Origin of the sequence: Streptomyces sp. NPDC126499 (assembly GCF_040302485.1) — a bacterium.
Classification (GTDB): domain Bacteria; phylum Actinomycetota; class Actinomycetes; order Streptomycetales; family Streptomycetaceae; genus Streptomyces.
Genome location: NZ_JBEOUO010000012.1, coordinates 154960 through 181000 on the forward strand (window position 1 = coordinate 154960; position 26041 = coordinate 181000).

At 70.2% G+C, this 26041-nt stretch carries 20 protein-coding genes; 15 read left to right on the plus strand and 5 right to left on the minus strand.

All coding sequences use genetic code 11. From position 1 onward, the window contains the following. Positions 1-209 precede the first annotated feature (209 nt). On the plus strand, positions 210-1211 hold the full coding sequence (locus tag ABTZ91_RS19895) for a hypothetical protein (protein ID WP_352078491.1): 1002 nt from the start codon (positions 210-212) through the stop codon (positions 1209-1211). 38 nt (positions 1212-1249) lie between these two features. On the opposite strand, the gene ABTZ91_RS19900 is transcribed toward ABTZ91_RS19895, so the two are convergent. The 4 genes from ABTZ91_RS19900 to ABTZ91_RS19915 form a co-directional block, all read right to left on the minus strand. Next, complete coding sequence (locus ABTZ91_RS19900; RefSeq protein ID WP_352078492.1) at positions 1250-2020, minus strand: succinate dehydrogenase/fumarate reductase iron-sulfur subunit; 771 nt, start codon at positions 2018-2020, stop codon at positions 1250-1252. After that, a complete protein-coding gene (locus tag ABTZ91_RS19905) occupies positions 2017-3948 on the minus strand; it encodes a fumarate reductase/succinate dehydrogenase flavoprotein subunit (protein ID WP_352078493.1) in 1932 nt (643 codons plus the stop codon). The genes ABTZ91_RS19900 and ABTZ91_RS19905 overlap by 4 nt, the downstream gene beginning before the upstream one ends. A 1-nt stretch (position 3949) precedes the next feature. Continuing rightward, on the minus strand, positions 3950-4771 hold the full coding sequence (locus ABTZ91_RS19910) for a hypothetical protein (protein ID WP_352078494.1): 822 nt from the start codon (positions 4769-4771) through the stop codon (positions 3950-3952). An 86-nt stretch (positions 4772-4857) separates the two neighbouring features. Continuing rightward, complete coding sequence (locus tag ABTZ91_RS19915; protein WP_352078495.1) at positions 4858-5085, minus strand: hypothetical protein; 228 nt, start codon at positions 5083-5085, stop codon at positions 4858-4860. Between the two features lie 296 nt (positions 5086-5381). Here ABTZ91_RS19915 and ABTZ91_RS19920 point away from each other — a divergent pair, with 296 nt between their 5' ends. From ABTZ91_RS19920 to ABTZ91_RS19980, 13 genes are all read left to right on the plus strand, one after another. Then, a complete protein-coding gene (locus tag ABTZ91_RS19920; protein ID WP_352078496.1) occupies positions 5382-7754 on the plus strand; it encodes an ABC transporter family substrate-binding protein in 2373 nt (790 codons plus the stop codon). Between the two features lie 358 nt (positions 7755-8112). Beyond that, a complete protein-coding gene (gene typA, locus ABTZ91_RS19925; protein ID WP_345485838.1) occupies positions 8113-10014 on the plus strand; it encodes a translational GTPase TypA in 1902 nt (633 codons plus the stop codon). A gap of 451 nt (positions 10015-10465) precedes the next feature. Next, positions 10466-12103, plus strand: a complete 1638-nt coding sequence (locus tag ABTZ91_RS19930) for an ABC transporter substrate-binding protein (RefSeq protein WP_352078497.1) — start codon at positions 10466-10468, stop codon at positions 12101-12103. A 171-nt stretch (positions 12104-12274) separates the two neighbouring features. Beyond that, a complete protein-coding gene (locus ABTZ91_RS19935; protein WP_352078560.1) occupies positions 12275-13207 on the plus strand; it encodes an ABC transporter permease in 933 nt (310 codons plus the stop codon). Next, positions 13200-14150, plus strand: coding sequence for an ABC transporter permease (locus ABTZ91_RS19940; protein ID WP_352078498.1), 951 nt, complete (start codon positions 13200-13202; stop codon positions 14148-14150). Before ABTZ91_RS19935 ends, ABTZ91_RS19940 begins: the two co-directional genes overlap by 8 nt. A 14-nt stretch (positions 14151-14164) precedes the next feature. Then, positions 14165-15223: an ABC transporter ATP-binding protein gene (locus ABTZ91_RS19945; protein ID WP_352078499.1), complete on the plus strand. Its 1059-nt coding sequence runs from the start codon at positions 14165-14167 to the stop codon at positions 15221-15223. Continuing rightward, positions 15216-16322 carry a dipeptide ABC transporter ATP-binding protein gene (locus tag ABTZ91_RS19950; protein WP_352078500.1) on the plus strand — a complete coding sequence of 369 codons (1107 nt, stop codon included), beginning with the start codon at positions 15216-15218 and terminating at the stop codon, positions 16320-16322. Before ABTZ91_RS19945 ends, ABTZ91_RS19950 begins: the two co-directional genes overlap by 8 nt. A gap of 185 nt (positions 16323-16507) precedes the next feature. Beyond that, a complete protein-coding gene (locus tag ABTZ91_RS19955; RefSeq protein WP_352078501.1) occupies positions 16508-18133 on the plus strand; it encodes an ABC transporter substrate-binding protein in 1626 nt (541 codons plus the stop codon). Between the two features lie 104 nt (positions 18134-18237). Then, positions 18238-19161, plus strand: coding sequence for an ABC transporter permease (locus tag ABTZ91_RS19960; protein WP_352078502.1), 924 nt, complete (start codon positions 18238-18240; stop codon positions 19159-19161). Next, the gene (locus tag ABTZ91_RS19965; RefSeq protein WP_352078503.1) at positions 19154-20146 is read left to right on the plus strand and encodes an ABC transporter permease; all 993 of its coding nucleotides are present in this window, start codon (positions 19154-19156) and stop codon (positions 20144-20146) included. Before ABTZ91_RS19960 ends, ABTZ91_RS19965 begins: the two co-directional genes overlap by 8 nt. Before the next feature lie 4 nt (positions 20147-20150). Further along, entirely contained in the window at positions 20151-21134 is a 984-nt protein-coding gene (locus tag ABTZ91_RS19970; protein WP_352078504.1) for an ABC transporter ATP-binding protein, read from the plus strand. Continuing rightward, positions 21127-22212, plus strand: coding sequence for a dipeptide ABC transporter ATP-binding protein (locus tag ABTZ91_RS19975; RefSeq protein WP_352078505.1), 1086 nt, complete (start codon positions 21127-21129; stop codon positions 22210-22212). Before ABTZ91_RS19970 ends, ABTZ91_RS19975 begins: the two co-directional genes overlap by 8 nt. 235 nt (positions 22213-22447) lie before the next feature. Continuing rightward, entirely contained in the window at positions 22448-23434 is a 987-nt protein-coding gene (locus ABTZ91_RS19980) for a hypothetical protein (protein WP_352078506.1), read from the plus strand. On the opposite strand, the gene ABTZ91_RS19985 is transcribed toward ABTZ91_RS19980, so the two are convergent. Next, positions 23435-25666 (minus strand): alpha/beta fold hydrolase, encoded by a 2232-nt coding sequence (locus ABTZ91_RS19985; RefSeq protein ID WP_352078507.1) that lies wholly within the window; start codon positions 25664-25666, stop codon positions 23435-23437. Between the two features lie 168 nt (positions 25667-25834). Here ABTZ91_RS19985 and ABTZ91_RS19990 point away from each other — a divergent pair, with 168 nt between their 5' ends. Next, on the plus strand, positions 25835-26029 hold the full coding sequence (locus tag ABTZ91_RS19990) for a hypothetical protein (RefSeq protein ID WP_345485825.1): 195 nt from the start codon (positions 25835-25837) through the stop codon (positions 26027-26029). The last annotated feature ends 12 nt before the right edge of the window (positions 26030-26041 follow it).

The following is a 26041-nucleotide window of genomic DNA, read 5'->3' on the forward strand; positions in this document are numbered from 1 at the left end:
TGACCGCGCGACCGGGGCCGGGCCGGACGGGCAGGGAGAGCCGGACGGGTGGGAAGGGCCGGAAGGGCCAGAGCCGGTCCCCACGGATCCGGCGGATGGTGCGGAAACCGTTCTCCACAGGCCCGCGTCACTGTCGGTAGCCACCGCTACGGTGGTTCCAGTGACACGACGACCCTCGGGGGGCCCGGGTGAAGGCACGGTGGAAGAGCATGTGGCGGCGAGGACGCCCGGTCGCCCTCGGGCTCGTCCTGCTGCTCGTGGTCCCGGTGCTCGCCGCGGGCACGGCGCTGCGCCTGAACTACACCGGTGAGCTGCGCGAGGGCACCAAGACGCGCGGCAAGGACGCCATCTGGCTCGGCCACGCCTGGGTCGACGGCCGGAAGAAGGACGCCGACCTCACGGCCTTCGCCGCCCGGATCAAGGGCACGGGCATCCGCGACCTGTACGTGCACGCCGGGCCGCTGGAGCACGACGGCACCCTGCCCGCCGACCGCTACCCCCGCGCGCGCTGGCTCCTCGACGGCGTCCACCGCACGATGCCGGGCATACGGGTGCACGCCTGGCTCGGCGACATCCTCGCCAGTGAGGGCCCCGAGGGACTGCGCCTGGAGGACGCCGGATCGCGGGCCGCGGTGGTGGCCTCGGCGCGGCAGGTCCTCGACGCCGGATTCGAGGGCGTCCACTTCGACCTGGAGCCGCTGCACTCCGACGACCGGAACTATCTGTCGCTGCTCGACGACCTCGGCGCGCTCACCCGGGCCCGCAAGGCCCCGCTGTCGGTCGCCGCGCACCAGATAGACCCGCTGCCGGCCGCCCACACCGCCCTCGGCGTGGTCACCGGCGGCAGCGAGAAGTGGTGGTCGCAGGAGTTCTTCGGCCAGGTCGCCCGCCGCGTCGACCAGATAGCCGTCATGTCGTACGACACGTGGATGCCGCTGGAGGGCCTGTACGGCGGCTATGTCGCCCAGCAGACCAGCCTCGCCCTGGAGGTGACCCCCGAGGGGACGGACCTGCTCATGGGGCTGCCCTTCTTCCACGAGGACGACCTCGGGCACCACGAGAACGCCGAGACCGTGGCTGCCGCCGTCCGCGGTGCCCGCCTCGGCCTCGGGCGCACCGACCCCGGCCGGGAGCGCTTCGGACTGGCGCTGTACGTCGACTTCGCGGCCGAGGAGGGCGACTGGGCGGCCTACCGGGAGGGCTGGCACTGAGCGGGCCCGCCGCGCGCCGGGCCGCGACCGGCACCCGCCTACGACCGGCGTCGCCGGATTCGGTCGCCCAGCCACACCACCGGGTCGTACTTGCGGTCCACGACCCGCTCCTTCATCGGGATCAGGGCGTTGTCCGTGATCTTGATGTCCTCCGGGCAGACCTCCGTGCAGCACTTGGTGATGTTGCAGTAGCCGAGGCCGTGCTCGTCCTGGGCGGTGCGGGCGCGGTCGAGGCCGGCCTCCTCGGCGGCGTCGAGCGGGTGCATGTCCAGCTCGGCGATCCGCATGAGGAAGCGCGGGCCGGCGAAGACGTCCTTGTTCTCCTCGTGGTCACGGACCACGTGGCAGGTGTTCTGGCACAGGAAGCACTCGATGCACTTGCGGAACTCCTGCGAGCGGTCGACGTCCTCCTGCCGCATCCGGTATTCGCCCGGTGCCAGCCCGGCGGGCGGCACGAAGGCCGGGATCTCCCGGGCCTTCGCGTAGTTGAAGGACACGTCCGTCACCAGGTCGCGGATCACCGGGAAGGCCCGCATGGGCGTCACGGTGACGGTCTCGTCCCGCCCGAAGACCGACATCCGGGTCATGCACAGCAGCCGCGGCCGCCCGTTGATCTCGGCCGAGCAGGAACCGCACTTGCCGGCCTTGCAGTTCCAGCGCACGGCCAGGTCCGGCGCCTGGGTGGCCTGGAGACGGTGGACGATGTCGAGGACCACCTCGCCGTCGTTCACCTCGACCGTGTAGTCGGTCAGTTCGCCGCCCCCGGCGTCGCCCCGCCAGATGCGGAACCGCGCGTCGTACGTACTCATGACTCCAGCCCCGCTTCCGCCGCGTCCAGCTCCTCCTCGGACAGGTACTTCGCCAGCTCCTCCTTCTCGAAGAGGGCGAGCAGATCGGCGCGGATCGGCTCGGTGCGCACCCGCTCCAGCCGCACCCCGCCGCCTCCGCCTCCGTCTTCGCCCCCGTCGACGGCCCGGCACAGCAGGTTCACCGCCCGCCAGGCGCGGTCCATCGAGGGGCGGTCCTCCCGGGTGTGCCCGCCGCGGCTCTCCGTCCGCTCCAGGGCGGCCCGGGCCACGCACTCGCCGACCAGGAGCATGTTGCGCAGGTCCAGGGCCAGGTGCCAGCCCGGGTTGAACTGCCGGTGCCCCTCGACGGCGAGGTGCCGCGCCCGCTCGCGCAGCCGCGCGATCCGCTCCAGGGCCTCGGCCATCTCGCTCTCCCGCCGGATGATCCCGACGAGGTCGTTCATCGTCTGCTGGAGCTCCTGGTGCAGCGTGTACGGGTTCTCGGCGGCGTCCCCGGACGCCTCGCCGTCGAACGGGGCCAGCGCCTCCGCCCGCGCCGCCGCCACCGCCTCCTCGGCGGCCTCGGTCCGGGCCGCCCCCGCCGCGTACTCGGCGGCGTAGAGCCCGGCCCGGCGCCCGAAGACCAGCAGGTCGGAGAGGGAGTTGCCGCCGAGCCGGTTCGAGCCGTGCATGCCGCCGGCGACCTCACCGGCCGCGAAGAGCCCGGGGACGCCGACCGTGGCCGCCGTCTCGGAGTCGACGGCGACGCCGCCCATCACGTAGTGGCAGGTCGGCCCCACCTCCATCGCCTCCGCCGTGATGTCCACGTCCGCCAGCTCCTTGAACTGGTGGTACATCGACGGCAGCCGGCGCCGGATCACCTCGGCCGGCATCCGGGTCGACACGTCGAGGAAGACCCCGCCGTGCGGGGAGCCGCGGCCCTCCTTGACCTCGGTGTTGATCGCCCTGGCCACCTCGTCGCGCGGCAGCAGCTCGGGCGGCCGGCGGCCCGCGTCCGGGTCCTCGTACCAGCGGTCGGCCTCCTCCTCCGACTGCGCGTACTTCTCCTTGAAGACCTCGGGCACGTAGTCGAACATGAACCGTCTGCCGTCGGAGTTGCGCAGCACCCCGCCGTCGCCGCGCACCGACTCGGTGACGAGGATGCCCTTCACCGACGGCGGCCAGACCATCCCGGTCGGATGGAACTGCACGAACTCCATGTTCACCAGCGGCGCCCCGGCGAGCAGGGCGAGCGCGTGTCCGTCACCCGTGTACTCCCAGGAGTTGGAGGTCACCTTGAAGGACTTGCCGATGCCGCCGGTCGCGAGGACCACCGCGGGCGCCTGGAGGACGAAGAAGCGCCCGGACTCCCGCTCGTAGGCGAAGACGCCCGCGACCCTGCCGAAGCCGTCCTTGAGGATCCGGGTGACCGTGCACTCCTGGAAGACCTTCAGGCCGCTCTCGTAGTCGCCGGTGGCGCGGAAGTCCTCCTGCTGGAGGGCGACGATCTTCTGCTGGAGGGTGCGGATCAGTTCGAGGCCGGTCCGGTCGCCGACGTGCGCGAGCCTCGGGTACTCGTGGCCGCCGAAGTTGCGCTGGGAGATCCGCCCGTCGGCCGTGCGGTCGAAGAGCGCGCCCCAGGTCTCCAGCTCCCACACCCGCTCGGGGGCCTCCTGGGCGTGCAGCTCGGCCATCCGCCACTGGTTGAGGAACTTCCCGCCGCGCATGGTGTCGCGGAAGTGGGTCTGCCAGGTGTCGTGTGGGTTGGCGTTGGCCATGGCGGCGGCGATGCCGCCCTCGGCCATCACCGTGTGCGCCTTCCCGAACAGGGACTTGCAGATGACGGCGGTACGGGCGCCCCGGGCCCGCGCCTCGATCGCCGCCCGCAGCCCGGCGCCGCCGGCGCCGACCACGATCACGTCCCACTGCTGCCGTTCCGTGTCGGTCATCTCAGAAGAACCTCGGGTCGTCGAAGGCGCCGGTGGCGAGCAGGTACACGTACAGGTCGCAGAGCGCGACGCTGAACAGCGAGGTCCAGGCGAGCAGCATGTGACGCCGGTTCAGGCGCCCCACCCAGGTCCACAGCCGGTAGCGCACCGGATGCTTCGAGAAGTGCCGCAGCCGGCCGCCGACCACGTGCCGGCAGGAGTGGCAGGACAGGGTGTACGCCCAGATGAGCACGATGTTGACGAGGAAGACCACCGTCCCGAGCCCGGCGTGCCCCCACGCGTAGGAGGCGTCCCGGAAGGCGAGGACGGTGTCGTACGTGAGGACTCCGGCGACCGGCAGGGCCAGGTAGAAGAAGTACCGGTGGACGTTCTGCAGGATCAGCGGGAAGCGGGTCTCACCGCTGTACGCGCGGTGGGGTTCGGCGACCGCGCAGGCCGGCGGGGAGGCCCAGAAACCGCGGTAGTAGGCCTTGCGGTAGTAGTAGCAGGTCAGCCGGAAGCCGAGCGGGAAGACCAGGATCAGCAGGGCGGGGGACAGGCCCCACCAGCTGCCGAAGAGCTCCCAGTTCGGGCCGCCGCGCATGGGCACGCAGTTCTCGGCGAGGCAGGGCGAGTAGAACGGCGAGACGTAGGGCGCGGCGTAGTAGTGGGCGTTCGCGAAGGCCCGCCAGGTCGAGTAGGCGATGAAGGCGAGCAGTCCGGCGGCGGTGGCGGCGGGCGCCAGCCACCAGCGGTCGGTGCGCAGATGGCGGGCGGCGACGGAGGCGCGCCCCGGGGAGCGCACCCCCGTCGGCCGTTCGGAGGGTTCGGTACCTGTGGCCAACGGGGGGCCTCCTCTGCGGTGTGCCGATGGGCTGCCGTGTGCCGATGGGCTGCCGTCTGCCGACGGGCGGCGTCTGCCGGGGGCGCCTACGGCGCGTGGCGGTCGCGTGCTCCCAGGCCCTCGTCGTCGGAGTCGGTCCACATTCCGCTGTCGTACGGGGTGTCCGGGACGGGTACGAGGTTCTCCGGCCGGCCCGCGGCCGGCCGCCCCGGCGCGCCCCGCTCCGCCGCGACGCGGCGTTCCAGCTGCTCGACCGTGTGCTCGAGGTCGTGCAGGCGGCGCTTGACGGCCGCCAGATCGTCCTGAACGGACATGGTTGCCCTCACTTCCGCGAGTGCGGGGGTGGCGAACACGCGCTGGTGGGTGCCCCCGGTCGGCCCAAGGGAGACCTTCGGGGAGTGTCGCGCGTCACATCCCGCTTGTGAAGCCGTGTGCACCTGATTCCACTCGTCCGGAGCGCCCCGGCACCGGGCGATTGGGCCGCACGGGTGGGGTTCGCCGTCCGTGCCGTCGTGTCGCCGCCACCGGATCCGCTCCGTCCTTTTCAGTGTATGAGCAATAGGTGTGATCATCTCCAAATGGCATGAAACTGGACGAAGGGGTATAAGTCATGTCCCAGGTCGGCGCCCCACGCGGGAGGACATGCTCCAGGAGCCCCCGCTCCCGCACGCTCCACTCCGTCGCGACCCTCGGCAGCGCGGTCCTCGCCCTCGCCGTGCTCGCCGGATGCAGCTCCGGCGACAGCGGCGACCAGCCGCCGACCGCCGCCCAGGACAACGCACCGGCCCCCCGCGACAAGGTCGCCGACGGAGGGACCCTGCGCTGGGCCGTCGACGCCCTGCCCACCACCCTCAACGCCTTCCAGGCCGACGCCGACGGCGCCACCGCCCGCATCGCCGGAGCCGTGCTCCCCGCCCTGCACACCTTCGACGAGCGCGGCCGGCCCCGGCTCAACCCCGACTACCTGGAGTCCGCCGAGGTCATCGAGACCGAACCGAAGCAGGTCGTCCTCTACAAGCTCAACCAGCAGGCGGTCTGGAGCGACGGGCGCGAGATCGGCGCCCCCGACTTCGTCGCCCAGTGGCGGGCGCTGAGCGGCCGCGACACCGCCTACTGGACCGCCCGCAACGCCGGCTACGAGCGGATCGAGAAGATCGAGCGGGGCAAGAACGACCTGGAGGTACGGGTCACCTTCGGCAAGCCCTACGCCGACTGGCGCGCCCTGTTCACCCCGCTCTACCCGAAGGAGGTGATGGGCTCCCCGAACACCTTCAACGACGGAGCGCGCACCACCCTCAAGTCCACCGCAGGACCGTTCCTGCTCAAGGCGGTCGACAGCAAGAACGGTCAGGTCACCCTCTCCCGCAACCCCCGCTGGTGGGGCCAGGCCGCCAAGCTCGACTCCCTCGTCCTGACCGCCGTGCCCCGCACCGAGCGGGCCGCCGCCCTCGCCGCCGACAAGCTGGACCTGGCCGAGATCGACCGGTCCACCGCCGAGCGGATCGCCCTCGCGGTACGGGACGCCCGCGCCGGACGGAACGGCGCGCAGGCCCTCACCCACGGGCCCGGCGCCGGGATCACCCCCGCCGCCGCCCTGAAGTCCTGGGCACTCGCCTACGGCTCCGACGAGGAGAAGGCCGAGGAGGTCCAGGCGGCGCGGGAGCAGAACCAGCAGGCCATCGCCCGGTACGCGGCCGAACAGAAGGGCCTCGCCGGCTTCGTGGTCCGCAAGTCACTGGAGCCCGCCTACACCCAGCTCTCCCTCAACGGCGAGTCCGGGCCGCTCGCCGACGAGCGGGTGCGCCGGGCCGTGGCCCGCGCGATCGACCGCCAGGAGCTGGCCGACACCGTACTCAAGCCGCTCGGCCTGCCGGCCAAGCCCCCGGGCAGCCACCTGGCGCTCGCCGGGCAGCCCGCGTACGCCGACAGCAGCGACGCGCTCGGCGACCAGGACACCGAGGAGGCGCGGGCGCTCCTCGCGGACGCGGGCTGGGTGCCGGGCGGGGCGCTGAAGAAGCCGCCGGCCGTGAAGAAGGCGGGCAGCGAGGCCGAGAAGAAGGCCGCCGGGGAGAAGGCCGAGGGCGAAAGCGCCGGGAACAAGGCCACGGCGGAGCAGGACCCGAAGGCGGACACCGCCTCCGACGACGGCCTCTACATCGTCGGGGACGACAAGCCCGGCGAGCGTCCCGCCGCACCGCTGATCGGCGCGGGCGGACCCGAGAACGGCACCAACATCCTCGCCCCGGCCCCCGTCGCCGCCTTCCAGGGCGCCGCCCTGCTGCGCCAGGCCGCGGCCCTCGACACGGACGCCGGTGCCAAGGCCGAGGGCAAGCCGGTGGCCGGGCCCGTCGCCGGCGCCTACGCCCCGCGCGGCACCGCCGCCCCGGCGGCGGTGGACGCGGCGGCCGCGCGGGCGCTCGGCAAGGACGGCAAGCCGCTCAGCCTCCGCTTCGTCCTGCCCTCGGGGCCGGGCTCGGAGGCGCTGCGGGCGGTCGGCGACCGGATCGTCCGGATGCTCGACGCCATCGGCGTCCGCACCGAGATCATCAAGGTCTCCGACGAGAGCTTCTTCAAGGACCACATCGCTTCCGGCGACTACGACCTCGCCCTCTACTCCTGGCCCGCGACCGCCTTCCCGGCGACCGACGCCCGGCCGATCTTCGCCAAGCCCGAGCCGGCCTCGGACGGCTCGCTGCTGGTGGAGCAGAACTACGCGCGCGTGGGCACCGACCGCATCGACCAGCTCTTCGACCAGGCGGCGGCCACCCTCGACGAGGAGGAGGCCCGGGACCTCGTCCGCCAGGCCGACGCCCGGATCTGGGCCGCGGCCGGCTCCATCCCCCTCTACCAGCGCCCCCAGCTGGTGGCGGTCAAGCCGGACGTGCTGAACGCGGGCGCGTGGGGCTTCGCCTCCCCGCGCTACCAGGACATCGGCTTCAAGAAGCCGGAGACCGCGAAGGGCGCCGAGCGCAACAAGGGGTGAGGGCGACCGGGCCCCGCCCGGTGACGTCCGCCCGCTCCCCGCACCCCCCGGGGCCGAAAGCCGCCCCAATACCCGAAAGTAACCGAAACTCCAAGTCCGAAGCTCAGAAGGAGCTCAATTTCCTTGCCCGCCGGTCCCGCCGGCGGGCAGGATCACGATGGCCCCTTGACCCGGCCGCATGAGCCCACATGACCTTCCCCACACCCCGAAACCTCCCAGTAGACCCTCTCGGATCCCTCCGGGGAAGCCCCTTGCACGGCAGCCCCGTACCATAGGACATAGCCGTGGCGCGTCCGCCCGGCGGGCGTAAGAGGAACTGACGCCGATTCCCACGATCCGAGAGAAGCGCAAGCCACCCATGCCCACGCGCCACGACATCCGTAACGTAGCCATCGTCGCCCACGTCGACCACGGCAAGACGACCATCGTCGACGCCATGCTCAAGCAGGCGGGTGCCTTCGCCGCCCACCAGCAGCTCGACGACCGCATGATGGACTCGAACGACCTGGAGCGTGAGAAGGGCATCACGATCCTCGCCAAGAACACGGCGGTGAAGTACCACCCCAAGGACGGCGGGGCCCCGATCACGATCAACATCATCGACACCCCCGGCCACGCCGACTTCGGCGGCGAGGTCGAGCGCGGTCTGTCGATGGTCGACGCCGTCGTCCTGCTGGTCGACGCCTCCGAGGGCCCGCTGCCCCAGACCCGTTTCGTGCTGCGCAAGGCGCTGCAGGCCCGGATGCCCGTCATCCTCTGCATCAACAAGACGGACCGCCCGGACTCCCGGATCGACGAGGTCGTCAACGAGACCTACGACCTGTTCCTGGACCTGGACGCCGACGAGGACCAGATCGAGTTCCCGATCGTCTACGCCTGCGGCCGTGACGGCATCGCCTCGCTGACCAAGCCCGAGGACGGCACCGTCCCGGCGGACTCCACCAACCTGGAGCCCTTCTTCTCCACGATCCTGGAGCACGTCCCGGCCCCGACGTACGAGGAGGACGCGCCGCTCCAGGCCCACGTCACCAACCTCGACGCCGACAACTTCCTCGGCCGCATCGCGCTGCTCCGCGTCGAGCAGGGCGAGCTGCGCAAGGGCCAGACGGTCGCGTGGATCAAGCGGGACGGCTCGATCCAGAACGTCCGCATCACCGAGCTGATGATGACCGAGGCGCTCACCCGCAAGCCGGCCGAGGTGGCGGGCCCCGGTGACATCTGCGCCGTCGCCGGCATCCCCGACATCATGATCGGCGAGACGCTGGCCGACCCGGAGAACCCGGTCGCGCTGCCGCTCATCACGGTCGACGAGCCGGCCATCTCCATGGTGATCGGTACGAACACCTCCCCGCTGGTCGGCCGTGGCGGCACCGGCAAGGGCGCCGACGCCAAGGCCGCGGTCAAGGACCGCAAGGTCACGGCACGTCAGGTGAAGGACCGTCTGGACCGCGAGCTGATCGGTAACGTCTCGCTGCGCGTCCTGGAGACCGAGCGCCCGGACGCCTGGGAGGTCCAGGGCCGTGGTGAGCTCGCGCTCGCCATCCTGGTCGAGCAGATGCGCCGTGAGGGCTTCGAGCTGACCATCGGCAAGCCGCAGGTCGTCACCAAGGAGGTCGACGGCAAGGTCCACGAGCCGGTCGAGCGCATGACGATCGACGTGCCCGAGGAGCACATGGGCGCCGTCACCCAGCTCATGGGCGTCCGCAAGGGCCGCATGGACAACATGTCGAACCACGGCTCCGGCTGGGTCCGCATGGAGTTCGTCGTTCCGTCCCGCGGCCTCATCGGCTTCCGTACGGAGTTCCTGACCCAGACCCGCGGCACCGGCATCGCCCACTCGATCCACGAGGGCCACGAGCCGTGGTTCGGCCCGCTGCAGACCCGTAACAACGGCTCCCTGGTCGCCGACCGCGCCGGCGCGGTCACCGCCTTCGCGATGACCAACCTCCAGGAGCGCGGCGTCCTCTTCGTGGAGCCGGGCACCGAGGTCTACGAGGGCATGATCGTCGGTGAGAACTCCCGCTCCGACGACATGGACGTGAACATCACCAAGGAGAAGAAGCTGACGAACATGCGTTCCTCGTCGGCCGACTCCTTCGAGGCGATCGTCCCGCCGCGGAAGCTCTCCCTGGAGCAGTCCCTGGAGTTCTGCCGCGACGACGAGTGCGTCGAGGTCACCCCGGAGGCCGTGCGCATCCGCAAGGTGAACCTGGACGCCCGCGAGCGCGCCCGCGCCGCCTCCCGCGCGAAGAACGGCTGAGCCGGCGCGACGGCCGCTGAGGCCGTCCGAGCGGAAGCTCACATTCAGGGTCCGGCCCCCCGCACACCGTGCGGGGGGTCGGACCCTTCTTCAACGGTTCGTCAACTTGCGTCAAGCATATTTACCCGGCCAAGCGTCCGGATATCGGTCGTCGCTCTCCGGAACGTGTGTTAACGGTCCGTTTCGTCGGTGTCTGTCTCTGCTCGCTTTGTCCGGATTTCGGTCTTCCCGGCTTCGGTGATGTTGTCAAAACGAGACCGCTTAAGTGTGGTTTACGGCCCGGACGTACTTAATAGTTGGCTCCATTGAGCTCGGGTCAATGGGTCACGCACTGTGGGGAGTGCCGACTCACGAGCACACTCGGGGCACTTGAGTGCAACGCCGTCAGGGGTGTCGGCAGAACTCGGAGTGCCTCTCTTGTAGTGACAAGTGGACTCATGAGGAGGAACCCATGCGCGGTGCCAAGAGCGCCAAGTGGGTAGCGGGCGCGATCGTTGTCGCCCTGGCAGCGACCGCCTGTGGCGGGGGTAAGAGCGACGAGGGCAAGGCTGGCGCCGGCGCCGTCGACCCGAACGGAATCTTCTCCGTCGAGCTGGGCGAGCCTGAGAAGCCCCTGCTCACCGGTGACACGATGGAGTCCAACGGCTCCGCGGTCATGTCCGGTCTGTTCTCGACCCTGGTCGACTACAAGGCCGACGGCTCCCTGGAGATGATCAACGCCGAGTCGGTCACCACGACCGACTCGAAGACCTGGACCGTCAAGCTCAAGCCGGGCTGGACCTTCCACGACGGCACCCCGGTGACGTCCAAGTCCTTCGTGGACGCGTGGAACTGGAACGCCAACGTCAAGAACGCGCAGGGCCTCGCGTCCTGGTTCGCGGACGTCAAGGGCTTCGAGAAGGTGCACCCCGAGGGGGAGGGCGCCAAGCCGACCTCCGACAAGCTCGACGGTCTGAAGATCGTCGACGACAACACCTTCACCATCGAGCTCAAGAGCGCGGTCCCGTACTTCGCGCACAAGCTCGCCTACATCGTCTTCGCCCCGCTCCCGGAGTCCTTCTTCAAGGACCCGGTCGCCGCGGGCAAGAACCCGGTCGGCAACGGTCCCTACAAGTTCAAGTCCTGGGACCACAAGAAGAAGATCGAGATCGTCCGTTACGACGGCTACAAGGGCCCGAACAAGGCGAAGAACGGCGGTGTGGTCTTCAAGAACTACACCACCCTCGAGGCCGCGTACGAGGACCTGAAGTCGGGCAACGTCGACGTCCTGCGTCAGATCGCCCCGAAGGACCTCCCGGTCTACCGCCAGGACCTCGGCGACCGCGCCGTGGACCAGGCGTACTCCGCGATCCAGACCGTCGCCGTCGCCTTCTACGCCGACCAGTGGAAGAAGCCGAAGCAGGTCGACCCGCGCGTCATCCAGGGTCTGTCCATGGGCATCGACCGCGCCACCATCACCAAGACGGTGCTGAACGGCACGCGTGAGCCCGCCACCGGCTGGGTCGCCAAGGGTGTGCTCGGCTACCAGCCGAACGCGGTCGAGATCACCAAGTTCGACCCGGCCAAGGCCAAGGAGCTCATCAAGGCCGGCGGCGGCGTCCCCGGCAACAAGATCTCCATCCAGTACAACGCCGACGGCGGCCACAAGGAGTGGGTGGAGGCCGTCTGCAACTCCATCCAGCAGTCCACCGGCGTCCAGTGCGTCGGCGACGGCAAGCCGGACTTCCAGGCCGACCTGACCGCTCGTAAGACGAAGCAGGTCAAGTCCCTGTACCGCTCCGGCTGGGTGCTCGACTACCCGGTGAACGCCAACTTCATCTCGGACCTGTTCCGTACGGGTGCGGGCGGCAACCAGGGCGACTTCTCCAACAAGGAGCTGGACGCCAAGATCGCGGCCGCCGACTCGGCCAAGACGCTCGACGAGTCGGTCAAGGCGTACCAGGCCATCGAGAAGGACCTGGTCAACTACATGCCGTCGATCCCGCTCTGGTACTACAAGGTCAACGCGGGCTACTCGGAGAAGGTCTCCGGCGTGGCGTACGGCCAGGACGGCGACCCGATCCTGACCGGCGTCGAGGTCAAGAAGTAATCACCCAAGCGTAGTCCGCTCGCCGTCGCGGGGCTGACGGATCGTCAGCCCCGTCTCGGCGCCTTACGCAGTGGCTGGGGGGCCCTTCCACGACATCGGCGTGCCCGCATCTGGGCGCGCGGTCGGGGGAGGGCCCGTCGGCTGCGGCCGTCACATCTCAACGGAGGCATGATGGGGCGCTATGTCGCACGACGACTGCTCCAGATGATCCCGGTGTTCTTCGGGACAACCCTGCTGATCTTCCTCATGGTCTACAGCCTGCCCGGCGACCCCGTGGCGGGTCTGTTCGGCGACAAGGGCGCGAGCCCGGCGACCATCGAGGCCATCAGACACAAGCTCGGTCTGGACCTGCCGCTGTACGAGCAGTACTGGAACTACATGAAGGGCATCATCCTTCATTTCGACTTCGGCACCCAGATCCGCAACGACCGCCCGGTCACCGAGGTGCTCGGTGAGGCGTTCCCCGTGACGCTCCAGCTGGCGACCCTGGCCTTCGCGTTCGAGCTCATCTTCGGCATCGGCCTCGGCATCATCGGTGGCCTGAAGGCCGGCAAGCTCGCCGACAACGCGATCCTGATCTTCACCCTGCTGATCATCTCGATCCCGGTCTTCGTGCTCGGCTTCTTCATCAAGATGGTCTTCGCCGACAACCTGGGCTGGATCGAGCCGAACGTCAGCAACGACCAGCTGTGGTCCGAGATGATCGCCCCGGCGGTGGTCCTCGGTGGTCTGTCCCTCGCGTACGTGGCCCGACTGACCCGTACGTCCATGGCGGAGAACCTGCGCGCCGACTACATGCGCACGGCCGTCGCCAAGGGCCTGCCCAAGCGCCGCATCATCGGCGTCCACCTGATGCGCAACTCGATGATCCCCGTCGTCACCTTCCTCGGCACCGACATCGGTGCCCTCATGGGTGGCGCGGTCGTGACGGAGAAGATCTTCAACATCAAGGGCGTCGGCGGTCTGATCGCCGAGTCGATCTCGCGCCGCGAGGGTTCGACCCTGGTCGGTCTCGTCACCATCCTGGTGATCGTCTACCTCGTCACCAGCCTTCTCATCGACCTGCTGTACGCGGTCCTGGACCCGAGGATCCGTTATGCCTGACGTGACCAAGACCGCCACCGTGGCAGAAGAAGCCGTCGACGCCCCCTCCGTCGTCGAGGCCGCCGCGCCGAAGCAGGACAAGCCCCGCTCGCTGTGGGGCGACGCGTGGCACGACCTGCGTCGTAACCCGTACTTCCTCGTCTCGGCCGTGCTGATCCTCTTCCTGCTGATGGTCGCGGCGTTCCCGACGCTGTTCACCAGCGCCTCGCCGACCGTCGGTGACCTGGTGAACCACTACCTGGGCAAGCCGCAGCTCGCGCACATCGGCCAGGCCGACTGGCTCGGCTACGACGGCCAGGGCCGCTCCGTGTACGCCCGCATGATCCACGGCACCCGTGCCTCGATCATCGTCGGCGTCTGCGTCACCGCCATCGTCACCGTCGTCGGCGGCCTCATGGGCATGCTCGCTGGCTACTTCGGCGGCGTCATGGACGCGATCCTCTCCCGGGTCACCGACATCTTCTTCGGCATCCCGTTCCTGCTCGGCGCCATGGTCGTCCTGCAGTCCTTCACCGAGCGCACCGTCTGGGTGGTCGTCGGCGCACTGGCCTTCCTCGGTTGGACGCAGATGGCCCGCGTCATGCGCGGTGCCGTGATCACCGTCAAGCAGGCCGACTACGTGCACGCCGCCAAGGCGCTCGGCGCCGGCACCGGCCGGATCCTGTTCAAGCACATCCTGCCGAACGCCATGGCGCCCGTGATCGTCGTCGCGACCATCGCGCTCGGCGGCTACATCTCGGCCGAGGCGACCCTGTCCTACCTGGGTCTCGGTCTCGCGGCCCCGACGGTCTCCTGGGGCGTCGACGTCTCCACCGCCGTCGACCAGATCCGCGTTGCTCCGCACATCCTGCTGTGGCCCTCGATCATGCTGAGCATCACCATTCTGGCGTTCATCATGCTCGGCGAAGCGGTCCGTAACGCCCTCGACCCGAAGATGCGCTGAGGAGGGCGTAACAGATGACCATCCTTGACAAGACCGCGGCCGTCCCCGCGCCGCGCGACGGCGACGACCACACCGGTCCGCTCCTCGAAGTGCGCGACCTGCACGTCGAGTTCCACACCCGCGACGGTGTCGCGAAGGCGGTCAACGGCGTCAACTACTCGGTCGACGCCGGCGAGACGCTCGCCGTCCTCGGCGAGTCCGGCTCCGGCAAGTCCGTCACCGCCCAGGCCATCATGGGCATCCTCGACATGCCGCCCGGCAGGATCCCGCAGGGCGAGATCCTCTTCCGCGGCCAGGACATGCTGAAGATGTCCTACGAGGAGCGCCGGCAGATCCGCGGTCGCAAGATCGCGATGATCTTCCAGGACGCGCTGTCCTCCCTGAACCCGGTCCTCTCCGTCGGCTACCAGCTCGGCGAGATGTTCCGGGTGCACCACGGCCTGTCCAAGAAGGACGCCAAGGCCAAGGCCATCGAGCTGATGGACCGGGTGAAGATCCCCGCCGCCAAGGCGCGGGTCTCCGACTACCCGCACCAGTTCTCCGGCGGCATGCGCCAGCGCATCATGATCGCCATGGCGCTCGCCCTGGAGCCGGACCTGATCATCGCGGACGAGCCCACCACGGCGCTCGACGTGACCGTTCAGGCTCAGGTCATGGACCTCCTCGCGGAGCTCCAGCAGGAATACAACATGGGTCTGATCCTGATCACCCACGACCTCGGCGTCGTCGCCGACGTCGCGGACAAGATCGCGGTCATGTACGCCGGCCGCATCGTGGAGCAGGCGCCGGTGCACGAGCTGTACAAGCGCCCGGCCCACCCGTACACCCGCGGTCTGCTGGACTCGATCCCGCGCCTGGACCAGAAGGGCCAGGAGCTCTACGCGATCAAGGGCCTCCCGCCCAACCTGCTCCGCGTGCCGACCGGCTGCGCCTTCAACCCGCGCTGCCCCAAGGCGACCGACCTGTGCCGTACGGAGATCCCGGCGCTCGCGCCGGTCACCGAGCAGGACGGCGCCGAGCTGCCGGGCCGCAAGAGCGCCTGCCACTTCTGGAAGGAGACGATCCATGGCTGAGCTGAGCAAGACGAACGAGGCCGGGGGCGTGTCCGAGGCGGAGGCCGTAGCCGCCATCGAGGCTCCGGTCGAGCGCGGTGAGCCGATTCTCCAGGTCCGCAACCTGCAGAAGCACTTCCCGCTCACCCAGGGCATCCTGTTCAAGAAGAGCGTCGGCGCGGTCAAGGCCGTGGACGGGGTCTCCTTCGACCTCTTCCAGGGCGAGACCCTCGGCATCGTGGGCGAGTCCGGCTGTGGCAAGTCCACCGTCGCCAAGCTCCTGATGAACCTGGAGAAGGCCACCGCGGGAGAGGTCTTCTACAAGGGCCAGGACATCACCCGGCTGTCCGGCCGCGCGCTCAAGGCCGTGCGCCGCAACATCCAGATGGTGTTCCAGGACCCGTACACCTCGCTGAACCCGCGCATGACGGTCGGCGACATCATCGGCGAGCCCTTCGACATCCACCCCGAGGTGGCCCCGAAGGGCGACCGGCGCCGCAAGGTGCAGGAGCTGCTGGACGTCGTCGGTCTGAACCCCGAGTACATCAACCGCTACCCGCACCAGTTCTCCGGCGGTCAGCGCCAGCGCATCGGCATCGCCCGCGGCCTCGCGCTCAACCCGGAGATCATCATCTGCGACGAGCCGGTCTCGGCCCTGGACGTGTCCGTCCAGGCCCAGGTCATCAACCTGATGGAGAAGCTGCAGGACGAGTTCAACCTCTCCTACATCTTCATCGCGCACGACCTGTCGATCGTCCGGCACATCTCGGACCGCGTGGGCGTCATGTACCTGGGCAAGATGGCCGAGATCGGTACGGACACCCAGATCTACGACCACCCGACCCACCCGTACACCCAGGCGCTGCTCTCCGCGGTGCCGGTGCCGGACCCGGAGGCCCGCGCGCACCGCGAGCGGATCATCCTCACCGGTGACGTGCCCTCGCCGGCCAACCCGCCGTCGGGCTGCCGCTTCCGCACCCGCTGCTGGAAGGCGCAGGACAAGTGCGCCACCGAGGTCCCGCTGCTCGCGGTCCCGGAGCGCTTCAAGGGGCAGGACACCCCGGCCGCGCACGAGTCCGCGTGCCACTTCGCCGAGGAGAAGGCGGTCCTCGCCGTCTGATCCGGTCCTGATCCGGCCTGATCCGGTCTGATCCGGTCTCGTCCGGCCTCGTCCGCAAGGGCCCCCGGCACCCCGTGAGGGTGCCGGGGGCCCTTGCGTTCATCCGGACGCCGTAAAAGTGCACTCCCCTCCATATCGGGTGATATTGGGCCCTAAGTCAGACTGAGGACATCGGGAGGCACTCCATGCGCGGAGCCACGCACGCCAAGTGGGCCGCTCTGGCCACCGCCGTCGCCCTCGCGGCGACCGCCTGCGGCGGGGGCGGCGACACCGGCGGCGGCGGCGCGGACGGCGTCGTGACCTCCTCGTGGGGTGACCCCCAGAACCCGCTGGAACCGGCGAACACCAACGAGGTGCAGGGCGGCAAGGTGCTGTCCATGATCTTCCGCGGGCTCAAGCAGTACGACCCGAAGACCGGCGAGGCCAAGGACATGCTCGCCGAGAAGATCGAGACCACCGACTCGACGAACTTCCGCATCACCGTCAAGGACGGCTGGACCTTCTCCAACGGCGAGAAGGTCACCGCGAAGTCCTTCGTCGACGCCTGGAACTACGGCGCCCACCTGAAGAACAACCAGAAGAACGCCTACTTCTTCGGCTACATCGAGGGCTACGACAAGGTCCACCCCGACAAGGGCCAGCCGACCGCCGCGACCCTGTCCGGCCTCAAGGTCGTCGACGAGCGGACCTTCACCGTCAAGCTGACCCAGAAGTTCTCGACCTTCCCCGACACCCTCGGCTACGCGGCCTTCGCCCCGCTCCCCAGGGCCTTCTACGACGACCACGCCGGCTGGCTGTCCAAGCCCATCGGCAACGGCCCGTACACCGTGGACTCGTACTCCAAGGGCTCCCAGATGGTCCTCCGGCGGTGGGACGCCTACCCCGGCACGGACAAGGCCCAGAACGGCGGCATCACCCTCAAGGTCTACACCGACAACAACACCGCCTACACCGACCTGACGGCCGGCAACCTCGACCTCGTCGACGACGTCCCCGCCTCCCAGCTCAAGAACGTCTCCGCGGACCTCGGCGACCGGTACATCAACACCCCCGCCGGCATCATCCAGACCCTCGCCTGGCCCTTCTACAAGCCGGAGTTCAACAAGCCCGGCCAGGAGAAGCTCCGCAAGGGCCTGTCGATGGCCATCGACCGCAAGCAGATCACCGAGACGATCTTCCAGAACACCCGCACCCCCGCCAAGGACTGGACCTCACCCGTCCTCGGCGCCGACGGCGGCTACAAGGAACTCTGCGGCGAGGCCTGCGAGTACAACCCGGCCGAGGCCAAGAAGCTGGTCGCCGAGGCCGGCGGCATCCCCGGCGGCACGCTCCGGATCTCGTACAACGCCGACACCGGCTCCCACAAGGAGTGGGTGGACGCCGTCTGCAACTCCATCAACCGCGCCCTCGGCAACAACAACGCCTGCGTCGGCAACCCGGTCGGCACCTTCGCCGACTACCGCAACCAGGTCACCACCCAGAAGCTGAACGGGCCCTTCCGGGCCGGCTGGCAGATGGACTACCCGCTCATCCAGAACTTCCTCCAGCCGCTATACTACACCAACGCCTCCTCCAACGACGGCAAGTACTCCAGCCCCGAGTTCGACAAGCTCGTCGACGACGCCAACGCCGAGACCGACACCAAGAAGGCCGTCGAGCTCTTCCAGCGGGCCGAGGAAGTCCTCCGCGACGACATGGGCGCCATCCCGCTCTGGTACCAGAACGGCAGCGCCGGCTACTCCGAGCGCGTCGAGAACGTCTCCCTGAACCCCTTCAGCGTCCCGGTCTACGACCAGATCAAGGTCAAGTGATGCCCCGGCGGGCCGAGCAGGCCTGACAGGTCGGCGGCGTACGGCCCGGCCCCGCGGACCCCGCGCCGGGCCGTACGCCTTCCTCGCCCTCTTTGGAGGTTTCCGTGGGTCGTTACGTGATCCGGCGGCTGCTGCAGATGATCCCGGTCTTCTTCGGCGCCACCCTGCTCATCTTCCTGATGGTGAACGTGATGGGCGACCCCATCGCCGGTCTGTGCGGCGACCGCCAGTGCGACCCGGCGACCGCCGCCCAGCTGAAGAGGGAGTTCGGCCTCGACAAGCCGGTCTGGCAGCAATACCTGACCTACATGGGCAACGTCTTCACCGGCGACTTCGGCACCGCCTTCAACGGCCAGCCGGTCACCGAGCTGATGGGCAACGCCTTCCCGGTCACCATCCGGCTCACCATCGTCGCCATCCTCTTCGAGATCGTCATCGGCATCGCCCTCGGCGTCGTCACCGGTCTGCGCCGGGGCCGCCCCGTCGACACCACGGTCCTGCTGCTGACCCTGGTCGTCCTGTCCGTCCCCACCTTCGTCACCGGTCTGCTCATCCAGCTGCTCCTCGGCGTGAAGTGGGGCTGGATCAAGCCCGCCGTGTCACCCGAGGCCGCCTTCGGCGAGCTCATCGTCCCCGGCCTCGTCCTCGCCTCCGTCTCCCTCGCGTACGTCACCCGGCTCACCCGGACCTCGATCGCCGAGAACAAGCGCGCCGACTACGTGCGCACCGCCGTCGCCAAGGGCCTGCCGCGCCGCCGGGTCATCACCCGGCACCTGCTGCGCAACAGCCTGATCCCCGTGGTGACCTTCATCGGCGCCGACGTCGGTGCCCTCATGGGCGGCGCCATCGTCACCGAACGGATCTTCAACATCCACGGCGTGGGCTACCAGCTCTACCAGGGCATCGTCCGCCAGAACACCCAGACCGTCGTCGGCTTCGTGACCGTCCTGGTCCTGGTGTTCCTCCTGGCCAACCTGCTGGTCGACCTCCTGTACGCCGTACTCGACCCGAGGATTCGCTATGCCTGAGCAGCCGCACGACCCGTACCACGAGGAGGGGGCCGCCATCGCCGCCACCGGAGCGGGCGGGGCCGTGGACCTCGCCATGGACGAGGGCGAGACGCTGGAGAAGACACCGGGCGGCCCCGAAGGCACCGGCCCGGACCGAAAGCCGCGTTCCTTGTGGTCGGACGCCTGGCACGACCTGCGCCGCAACCCCGTCTTCATCGTCTCCGGCCTCGTCATCCTCTTCCTGGTCGTCATCTCGATCTGGCCCCAGCTGATCGCCTCCGGCGACCCGCTCGACTGCGACCTGTCCAAGGCCCAGGAGGGCTCCCAGCCGGGCCACCCCTTCGGCTTCAACGGCCAGGGCTGCGACGTCTACACCCGTACGGTCTACGGCGCCCGCACCTCCGTCACCGTCGGCGTCTGCGCCACCCTCGGCGTCGCGATCCTCGGCAGCGTGCTCGGCGGCCTCGCCGGCTTCTTCGGCGGGGCCTGGGACGGCTTCCTCTCCCGCGTCACCGACATCTTCTTCGCCATCCCCGTCGTCCTCGGCGGCCTGGTGCTGCTCTCGGTGGTGACCAGCTCCACCGTCTGGCCCGTCATCGGCTTCATGGTGCTGCTCGGCTGGCCGCAGATCTCCCGCATCGCCCGCGGCTCCGTCATCACCGCCAAACAGAACGACTACGTCCAGGCGGCCCGCGCCCTCGGCGCCTCCAACTCCCGGATGCTGCTGCGCCACATCGCACCCAACGCCGTCGCCCCCGTGATCGTCGTCGCCACCATCGCGCTCGGCACCTACATCGCCCTGGAGGCCACCCTGTCGTACCTCGGCGTCGGCCTGAAGCCGCCGACCGTCTCCTGGGGCATCGACATCTCCTCGGCCTCGCAGTACATCCGCAACGCCCCGCACATGCTGCTCTGGCCGGCCGGCGCCCTGGCCATCACGGTGCTCGCCTTCATCATGCTCGGCGACGCGGTGCGCGACGCCCTCGACCCCAAGCTGAGGTAGGGCCATGCTGCTCGAAGTCCGTGACCTGTACGTGGAGTTCCACACCCGCGACGGGGTGGCCAAGGCGGTCAACGGCGTCACCTACTCCGTCGACGCGGGGGAGACCCTCGCCGTGCTCGGCGAGTCCGGCTCCGGCAAGTCCGTCACCGCCCAGGCCGTCATGGGCATCCTGGACATGCCGCCCGGGCGGATCACCGGCGGCGAGATCCTCTTCCAGGGCCAGGACCTGCTGACACTGCGGGAGGAGGAGCGGCGGAAGATCCGCGGCGCCAGGATGGCGATGATCTTCCAGGACGCGCTGTCCTCCCTGAACCCGGTCCTCTCCGTCGGCGACCAGCTCGGCGAGATGTTCGAGGTCCACCGCGGGATGTCCCGCAAGGACGCCAGGGCCAAGGCCGTCGAGCTGATGGACCGGGTCCGCATCCCCGCGGCCAAGGAACGGGTCGGGCAGTACCCGCACCAGTTCTCCGGCGGCATGCGCCAGCGCATCATGATCGCCATGGCGCTCGCCCTGGAGCCGGACCTGATCATCGCCGACGAGCCCACCACCGCCCTCGACGTCACCGTCCAGGCGCAGGTCATGGAGCTGCTCGCCGAGCTCCAGCGCGAGCTGCGCATGGGGCTCATCCTCATCACCCACGACCTCGGCGTGGTCGCCGACGTCGCCGACAAGATCGCCGTCATGTACGCGGGCCGGATCGTGGAGCACTCGCCCGTCCACGAGATCTACAAGGCGCCCGCCCACCCTTATACGAAGGGGCTGCTGGAATCGATCCCGCGCCTGGACCAGAAGGGCTCGGAGCTCTTCGCCATCAAGGGCCTGCCGCCCAACCTCCTCGCCATTCCGCCCGGCTGTGCCTTCAACCCGCGCTGTCCGCTCGCCCGGGACCGGTGCCGCACCGACGTGCCGCCGCTGTACGACGTCACCGAGTCACCCGTACCGCGCTCCAGTGCCTGCCACTACTGGAAGGAGTGCCTCCATGGATGAGGCGATTCTCCAGGTCCGCGGCCTGGTCAAGCACTATCCGCTCACCCGGGGCGTGCTCTTCAAGAAGCAGATCGGCGCGGTCAAGGCGGTCGACGGCGTCGACTTCGAGCTGGCCGCCGGCGAGACCCTCGGCATCGTCGGCGAGTCCGGCTGCGGCAAGTCGACCGTGGCCAAGATGCTGGTCAACCTGGAGAAGCCGACCGCCGGCGCCATCCTGTACAAGGGCGAGGACCTCACCACCCTGTCCCCGCGCGCCCTCAAGGCGGTGCGCCGCAACATCCAGATGGTGTTCCAGGACCCGTACACCTCGCTGAACCCGCGCATGACGGTCGGCGACATCATCGGAGAGCCGTACGAGATCCATCCCGAGGTGGCCCCGAAGGGCGACCGGCGCCGCAAGGTGCAGGAGCTGCTCGACGTCGTCGGCCTCAACCCGGAGTACATCAACCGCTATCCGCACCAGTTCTCCGGCGGTCAGCGCCAGCGCATCGGCATCGCCCGCGGCCTCGCCCTCCGGCCCGAGATCATCGTCGCGGACGAGCCGGTGTCCGCCCTCGACGTCTCCGTGCAGGCTCAGGTGGTCAACCTGCTCGAACGGCTCCAGACGGAGTTCCGCCTCTCGTACGTCTTCATCGCGCACGACCTGTCGATCGTCCGGCACATCTCCGACCGGGTCGGCGTCATGTACCTGGGCCGGATCGTGGAGACCGGCACCGACAGCCAGATCTACGACCATCCGACCCACCCCTACACCCAGGCGCTGCTGTCCGCCGTCCCGGTGCCGGACCCCGAGGCGCGCGCGCACCGCGAGCGGATCATCCTCACCGGTGACGTGCCCTCCCCGGCGAACATCCCCTCGGGCTGCCGCTTCCGCACCCGCTGCTGGAAGGCGCAGGAGCGCTGCGCCCTGGAGGTCCCGCTGCTCGCCGTCCCGGCCGTCTTCCGGGACACCGACTCCCCGGCGCGGCACGACTCGGCCTGCCACTTCGCGGAGGAGAAGCACGTGGTGCCCTCGGAGAACGGATCCGATCGACCGGGGGGATCCGGCGGATCGGATACTGGATCCAACATGCCTTAACGCAGAGGCAACTTCGCCGAATTGGATCCGATATACGAACCGGGGAAGCTCGGCGACGTACGGCCGTGCGGGTGCCGTAGGCCGGCCGGAGCGCGCCATACCGCCCCGGCCGGCCGCCCCGCCCCAGCGCCTTGGAGCCCCCGTCCCACCACCCGGGCCCCCGACTTGACGCACAAGCACCGCGCATATGCGGAACCGCTTGTCCCCGCCGAAGGCGACCGTGAGTATCGGCCTCGTGACTGTCACACGAACGGCACGTCTCACCGGCGCCGCCCTGTGCGCCGCGCTCGCCCTCGTCGTCGTCCTCTGGATGCTGCGCGACCTCGCCGCCCTCGGCCCGAGCACCGAACTCCTCCGGTACTGGGTCGGCGACCTCCGCTTCCGGAGCCGCCATGCCACCGCGACCTCGCCGGTCGACGCGCTCCTGGTCCTCGTCTACGCCGCCACCGGAGCCGCCGCCCTGCGCTCCCCTCTCGCCGCCTCCGCGTTCACCGTCACCGGCCTCGCCACCCTCGCGCTGCGCCTGCCCGGACTGTGGGCCTCCGGCGTCGAGGTGCTCCTGACCACCCTCCTCTTCCTGGCCCTCGCCGCCGGGCTCGTCGCCACCGCCGCCGCGGGCCGCCGCGACGACGGCCCGGAGTCCGCCCCGGGTCCCCGCCCTGGCCTCGGCCCCCGCTCCGTCTCCCGCCCCGGCACCCTGCCCCCACCCGCACGCCCCTCGACCGGCCCCGCCGTCGCCGCCGGAGTCCTGTGCGCGACCGCCGCCCTGCTGTGGGCCGGCTGGGAGCTGCGCTGGGCCACGCTGCTCCCCGCCGACCACACCCTCAGCCGCTTCACCGGCGGACGCGGCCTGCAGCTGCCCGCCCTCGCCGTCCCCCCGGCCTGGCTGAACGCCGTCCTCGTCCTGCTCCTCCTCGCCGCCGCCGTCAGCGCCTTCGCCCGCGCCCGGCCCACCCGGCCGCTCGGCCTGCTCGCCGGACTGCTCCTGGCCTGCGTCGGAGCGAGCGAAGCCGCCGCCGCGCCCCACCCCGGCCGGCACGCCTTCCCCGCCGAACAGGGCCTGTACGCGGGCGCGTACGACCTCGGCTGCCTCTTCTCCCTCCTCGCCGGGCTGACCGTCCTCGCCCTGCTCGCCCGCCCGGGCCGGCCGCGCCCCGCCCCGTACCGGCCCGTCGCCGCCCTCCCCCCGGCCCCGCCGGCGAAGCCCCCGCCCGGCTGGTGATCAGTCGGAGGACGGATCCAGACCGAGCGACCGCCGCAGGAAGTCGACCTGGAGCAACAGCAGGTTCTCGGCCACCCGCTCCTGCGGGGTCATGTGCGTGACGCCCGACAGCGGCAGGACCTCGTGCGGCCGGCCCGCCGCGAGCAGCGCGGAGGACAGCCGCAGGGTGTGCGCCATCACCACGTTGTCGTCGGCCAGACCGTGCACGATCATCATCGGCCGGAACGGCGGCCGCGGATCGGTCAGGCCGTCGTCGGACAGCAGCGAGTTCGCCGTGTAGACCTCCGGCTCCTCGTCCGGGCGGCCCAGATACCGCTCGGTGTAGTGGGTGTCGTACAGCCGCCAGTCCGTCACCGGCGCGCCCACCACGGCCGCGTGGAACACATCGGGGCGGCGCAGCGCCGCGAGCGCGGCGAGATAGCCGCCGAAGGACCAACCGCGGATCGCCACCCGCCCGAGGTCCAGCGGGAAGCGCCCGGCCAGCGCCCGCAGCGCGTCGACCTGGTCGTCGAGCGACAGGGCGAGGTCACGGTGGACCGCCTTCTCCCAGGCGGGGGAGCGACCGGGCATGCCCCGTCCGTCGGCGACGACCACCGCGAAACCCTGCTCGGCGAACCACCGCGAGGTCAGATGCGGGTTGTGCGCGGCGAGCACCCGCTGCCCGTGCGGACCGCCGTACGGGTCCATGAGCACCGGCAGCGGCCCGTCCGCCTCCGTCCAGCCCGACGGAAGCAGCACGGCGCACGGGATCCGCCGCGCGCCCGCCTCGGTGAGGCGCACCCCGGCCCGTAGCCCGGGCGTCCGCGCGTACGAGGCGACCTCGGCGACCCGCTTCCCGTCCCGCAGCACCCGCGTCACGCTCCCCGGCACGTCCGGCCGGGCCGAGGACAGCACCGTCACCGCGCCGGACCGCACCGCCCCGTGCACCCCGGTGCCCTCCGAGAGCCGCTCCACGCCCGGCTCACCGTCCAGACGCACCCGGTACACATGGATCTCGCCCGTCTCGGGCGCCTCGGCGGCCTCACCGGCCGACGCAGAGATCAGGACATCTTCTGAGCCGACGTCGAGGACCGCGCGCACGTGCAGCCGGGCGTCCGTCAGCGCCCGGTCGCCGACCGCCAGGACCCGTGCGCCGCCCTCGCCCGGCCGGTCCTCGACGCGTACGAGACGTCCGTCCGCCGTCCAGGCCGGCACCCCGGTGAACAGCTCCAGCCAGACCGGATCCTCCTCCCGGCGCACCGTCCGGGTCGCCCCCGAGTCCGGGTCGACCGCCAGGTACGCCTGCGTGCGCTGGTCACGCGCCTGGACGAGGAGCAGCGGGGGCCCGCCGGCCGACCAGTGCACCCGGGCCAGGTAGGGAAAGGCCGCCCGGTCCCACTCCACCTCGGTGCGGTTTCCGGCCAGATCCACGACGAAGAGCCGCACTTCCGCGTTGGCCGTCCCCGCCGCCGGGTACGCGACCGCCTGCGGTGCGCGGTCCGGGTGCGCCGGGTCCGCGATCCACCACCGCCGCACCGGACGCTCGTCCACGCGCGCGACGAGCAGGCGGTCGGATTCGGGGCTCCACCAGAAGCCACGGCCGCGGTTCATCTCCTCCGACGCGATGAACTCGGCGAGCCCGTACGTGACCCCCTCCGCGTCCGCCCCCTCCGCGTCCGCCTCCTCCGCGTCCGCCGCCCCTTCCCCGTCTGCTCCAGGCCCGGCCAGGGCCCGGTCGTCGCCCGTGCCGTCCGCGCCGCACACCCGCAGCGCCCCGCCCGCCACGTACGCGACCCACCGCCCGTCCGGCGACGGACGCGGGTCCACCACGGGACCCGGCACCGGCAGCTCGCGCGCGGTCCCCGCCCGCAGCTCCGCCGTGAACAGCCGCCCGGACAGCGCGAACGCCGCCAACTCCACCGCCCCGTCCACGCCGTAGCCCACGATCCCGCCCGAGCCCTCCCGGGCCCGCTCCCGGCGCGCCCGCTCCTCGGCCGACAACTCCTCGGCGGCACCCGCCAGCAGCACCTCCGGATCCGCCGCGAGCCGCTCCCGGCCCGTGTCGAGGTCGAGCACCCACAGTCGGTGCGAGCGGTCGGTCCCGGCGTCGGCCGGGCCCGTACCGGAGCGGAGGAAGACCACGCGCCCGCCGTCCGGAGAGACCGTGAAACCGCGCGGTGCGCCGAGCGTGAAGCGCTGTGTCCGCGCGTACTGGCGGGGGAAGGACACCGATTCGTCTCGTGGCGAAGTCATGTGACCGAAACTAGCGTCCGTGCGCCCCCTCATGCCCCCGTACACCGATCGATGCGATGGCACGGATAGTTATGATCCGTAGCGCTAGGTGGGTATGCATCCACCGGCACATGCCAACCGAACGTCCGACCGAAATGTCCGACCGAAGAAGTGTGGAGGTGAACCGCCGTGGCACTCTCGATTTCGGTGGTTGTGCTGCTGGCGATCGTCGTCTTCCTCCTGATCCGGAAATCCGGGCTCAAGGCCGGTCACGCGGCGGTCTGCGCACTCCTGGGTTTCTACCTGGCGAGCTCGTCCATCGCCCCGTCCATCAGCACGCTCACCACCAACGTGGCGAGCATGATCGGCGGCCTCAAGTTCTGACCTGCCCGACCG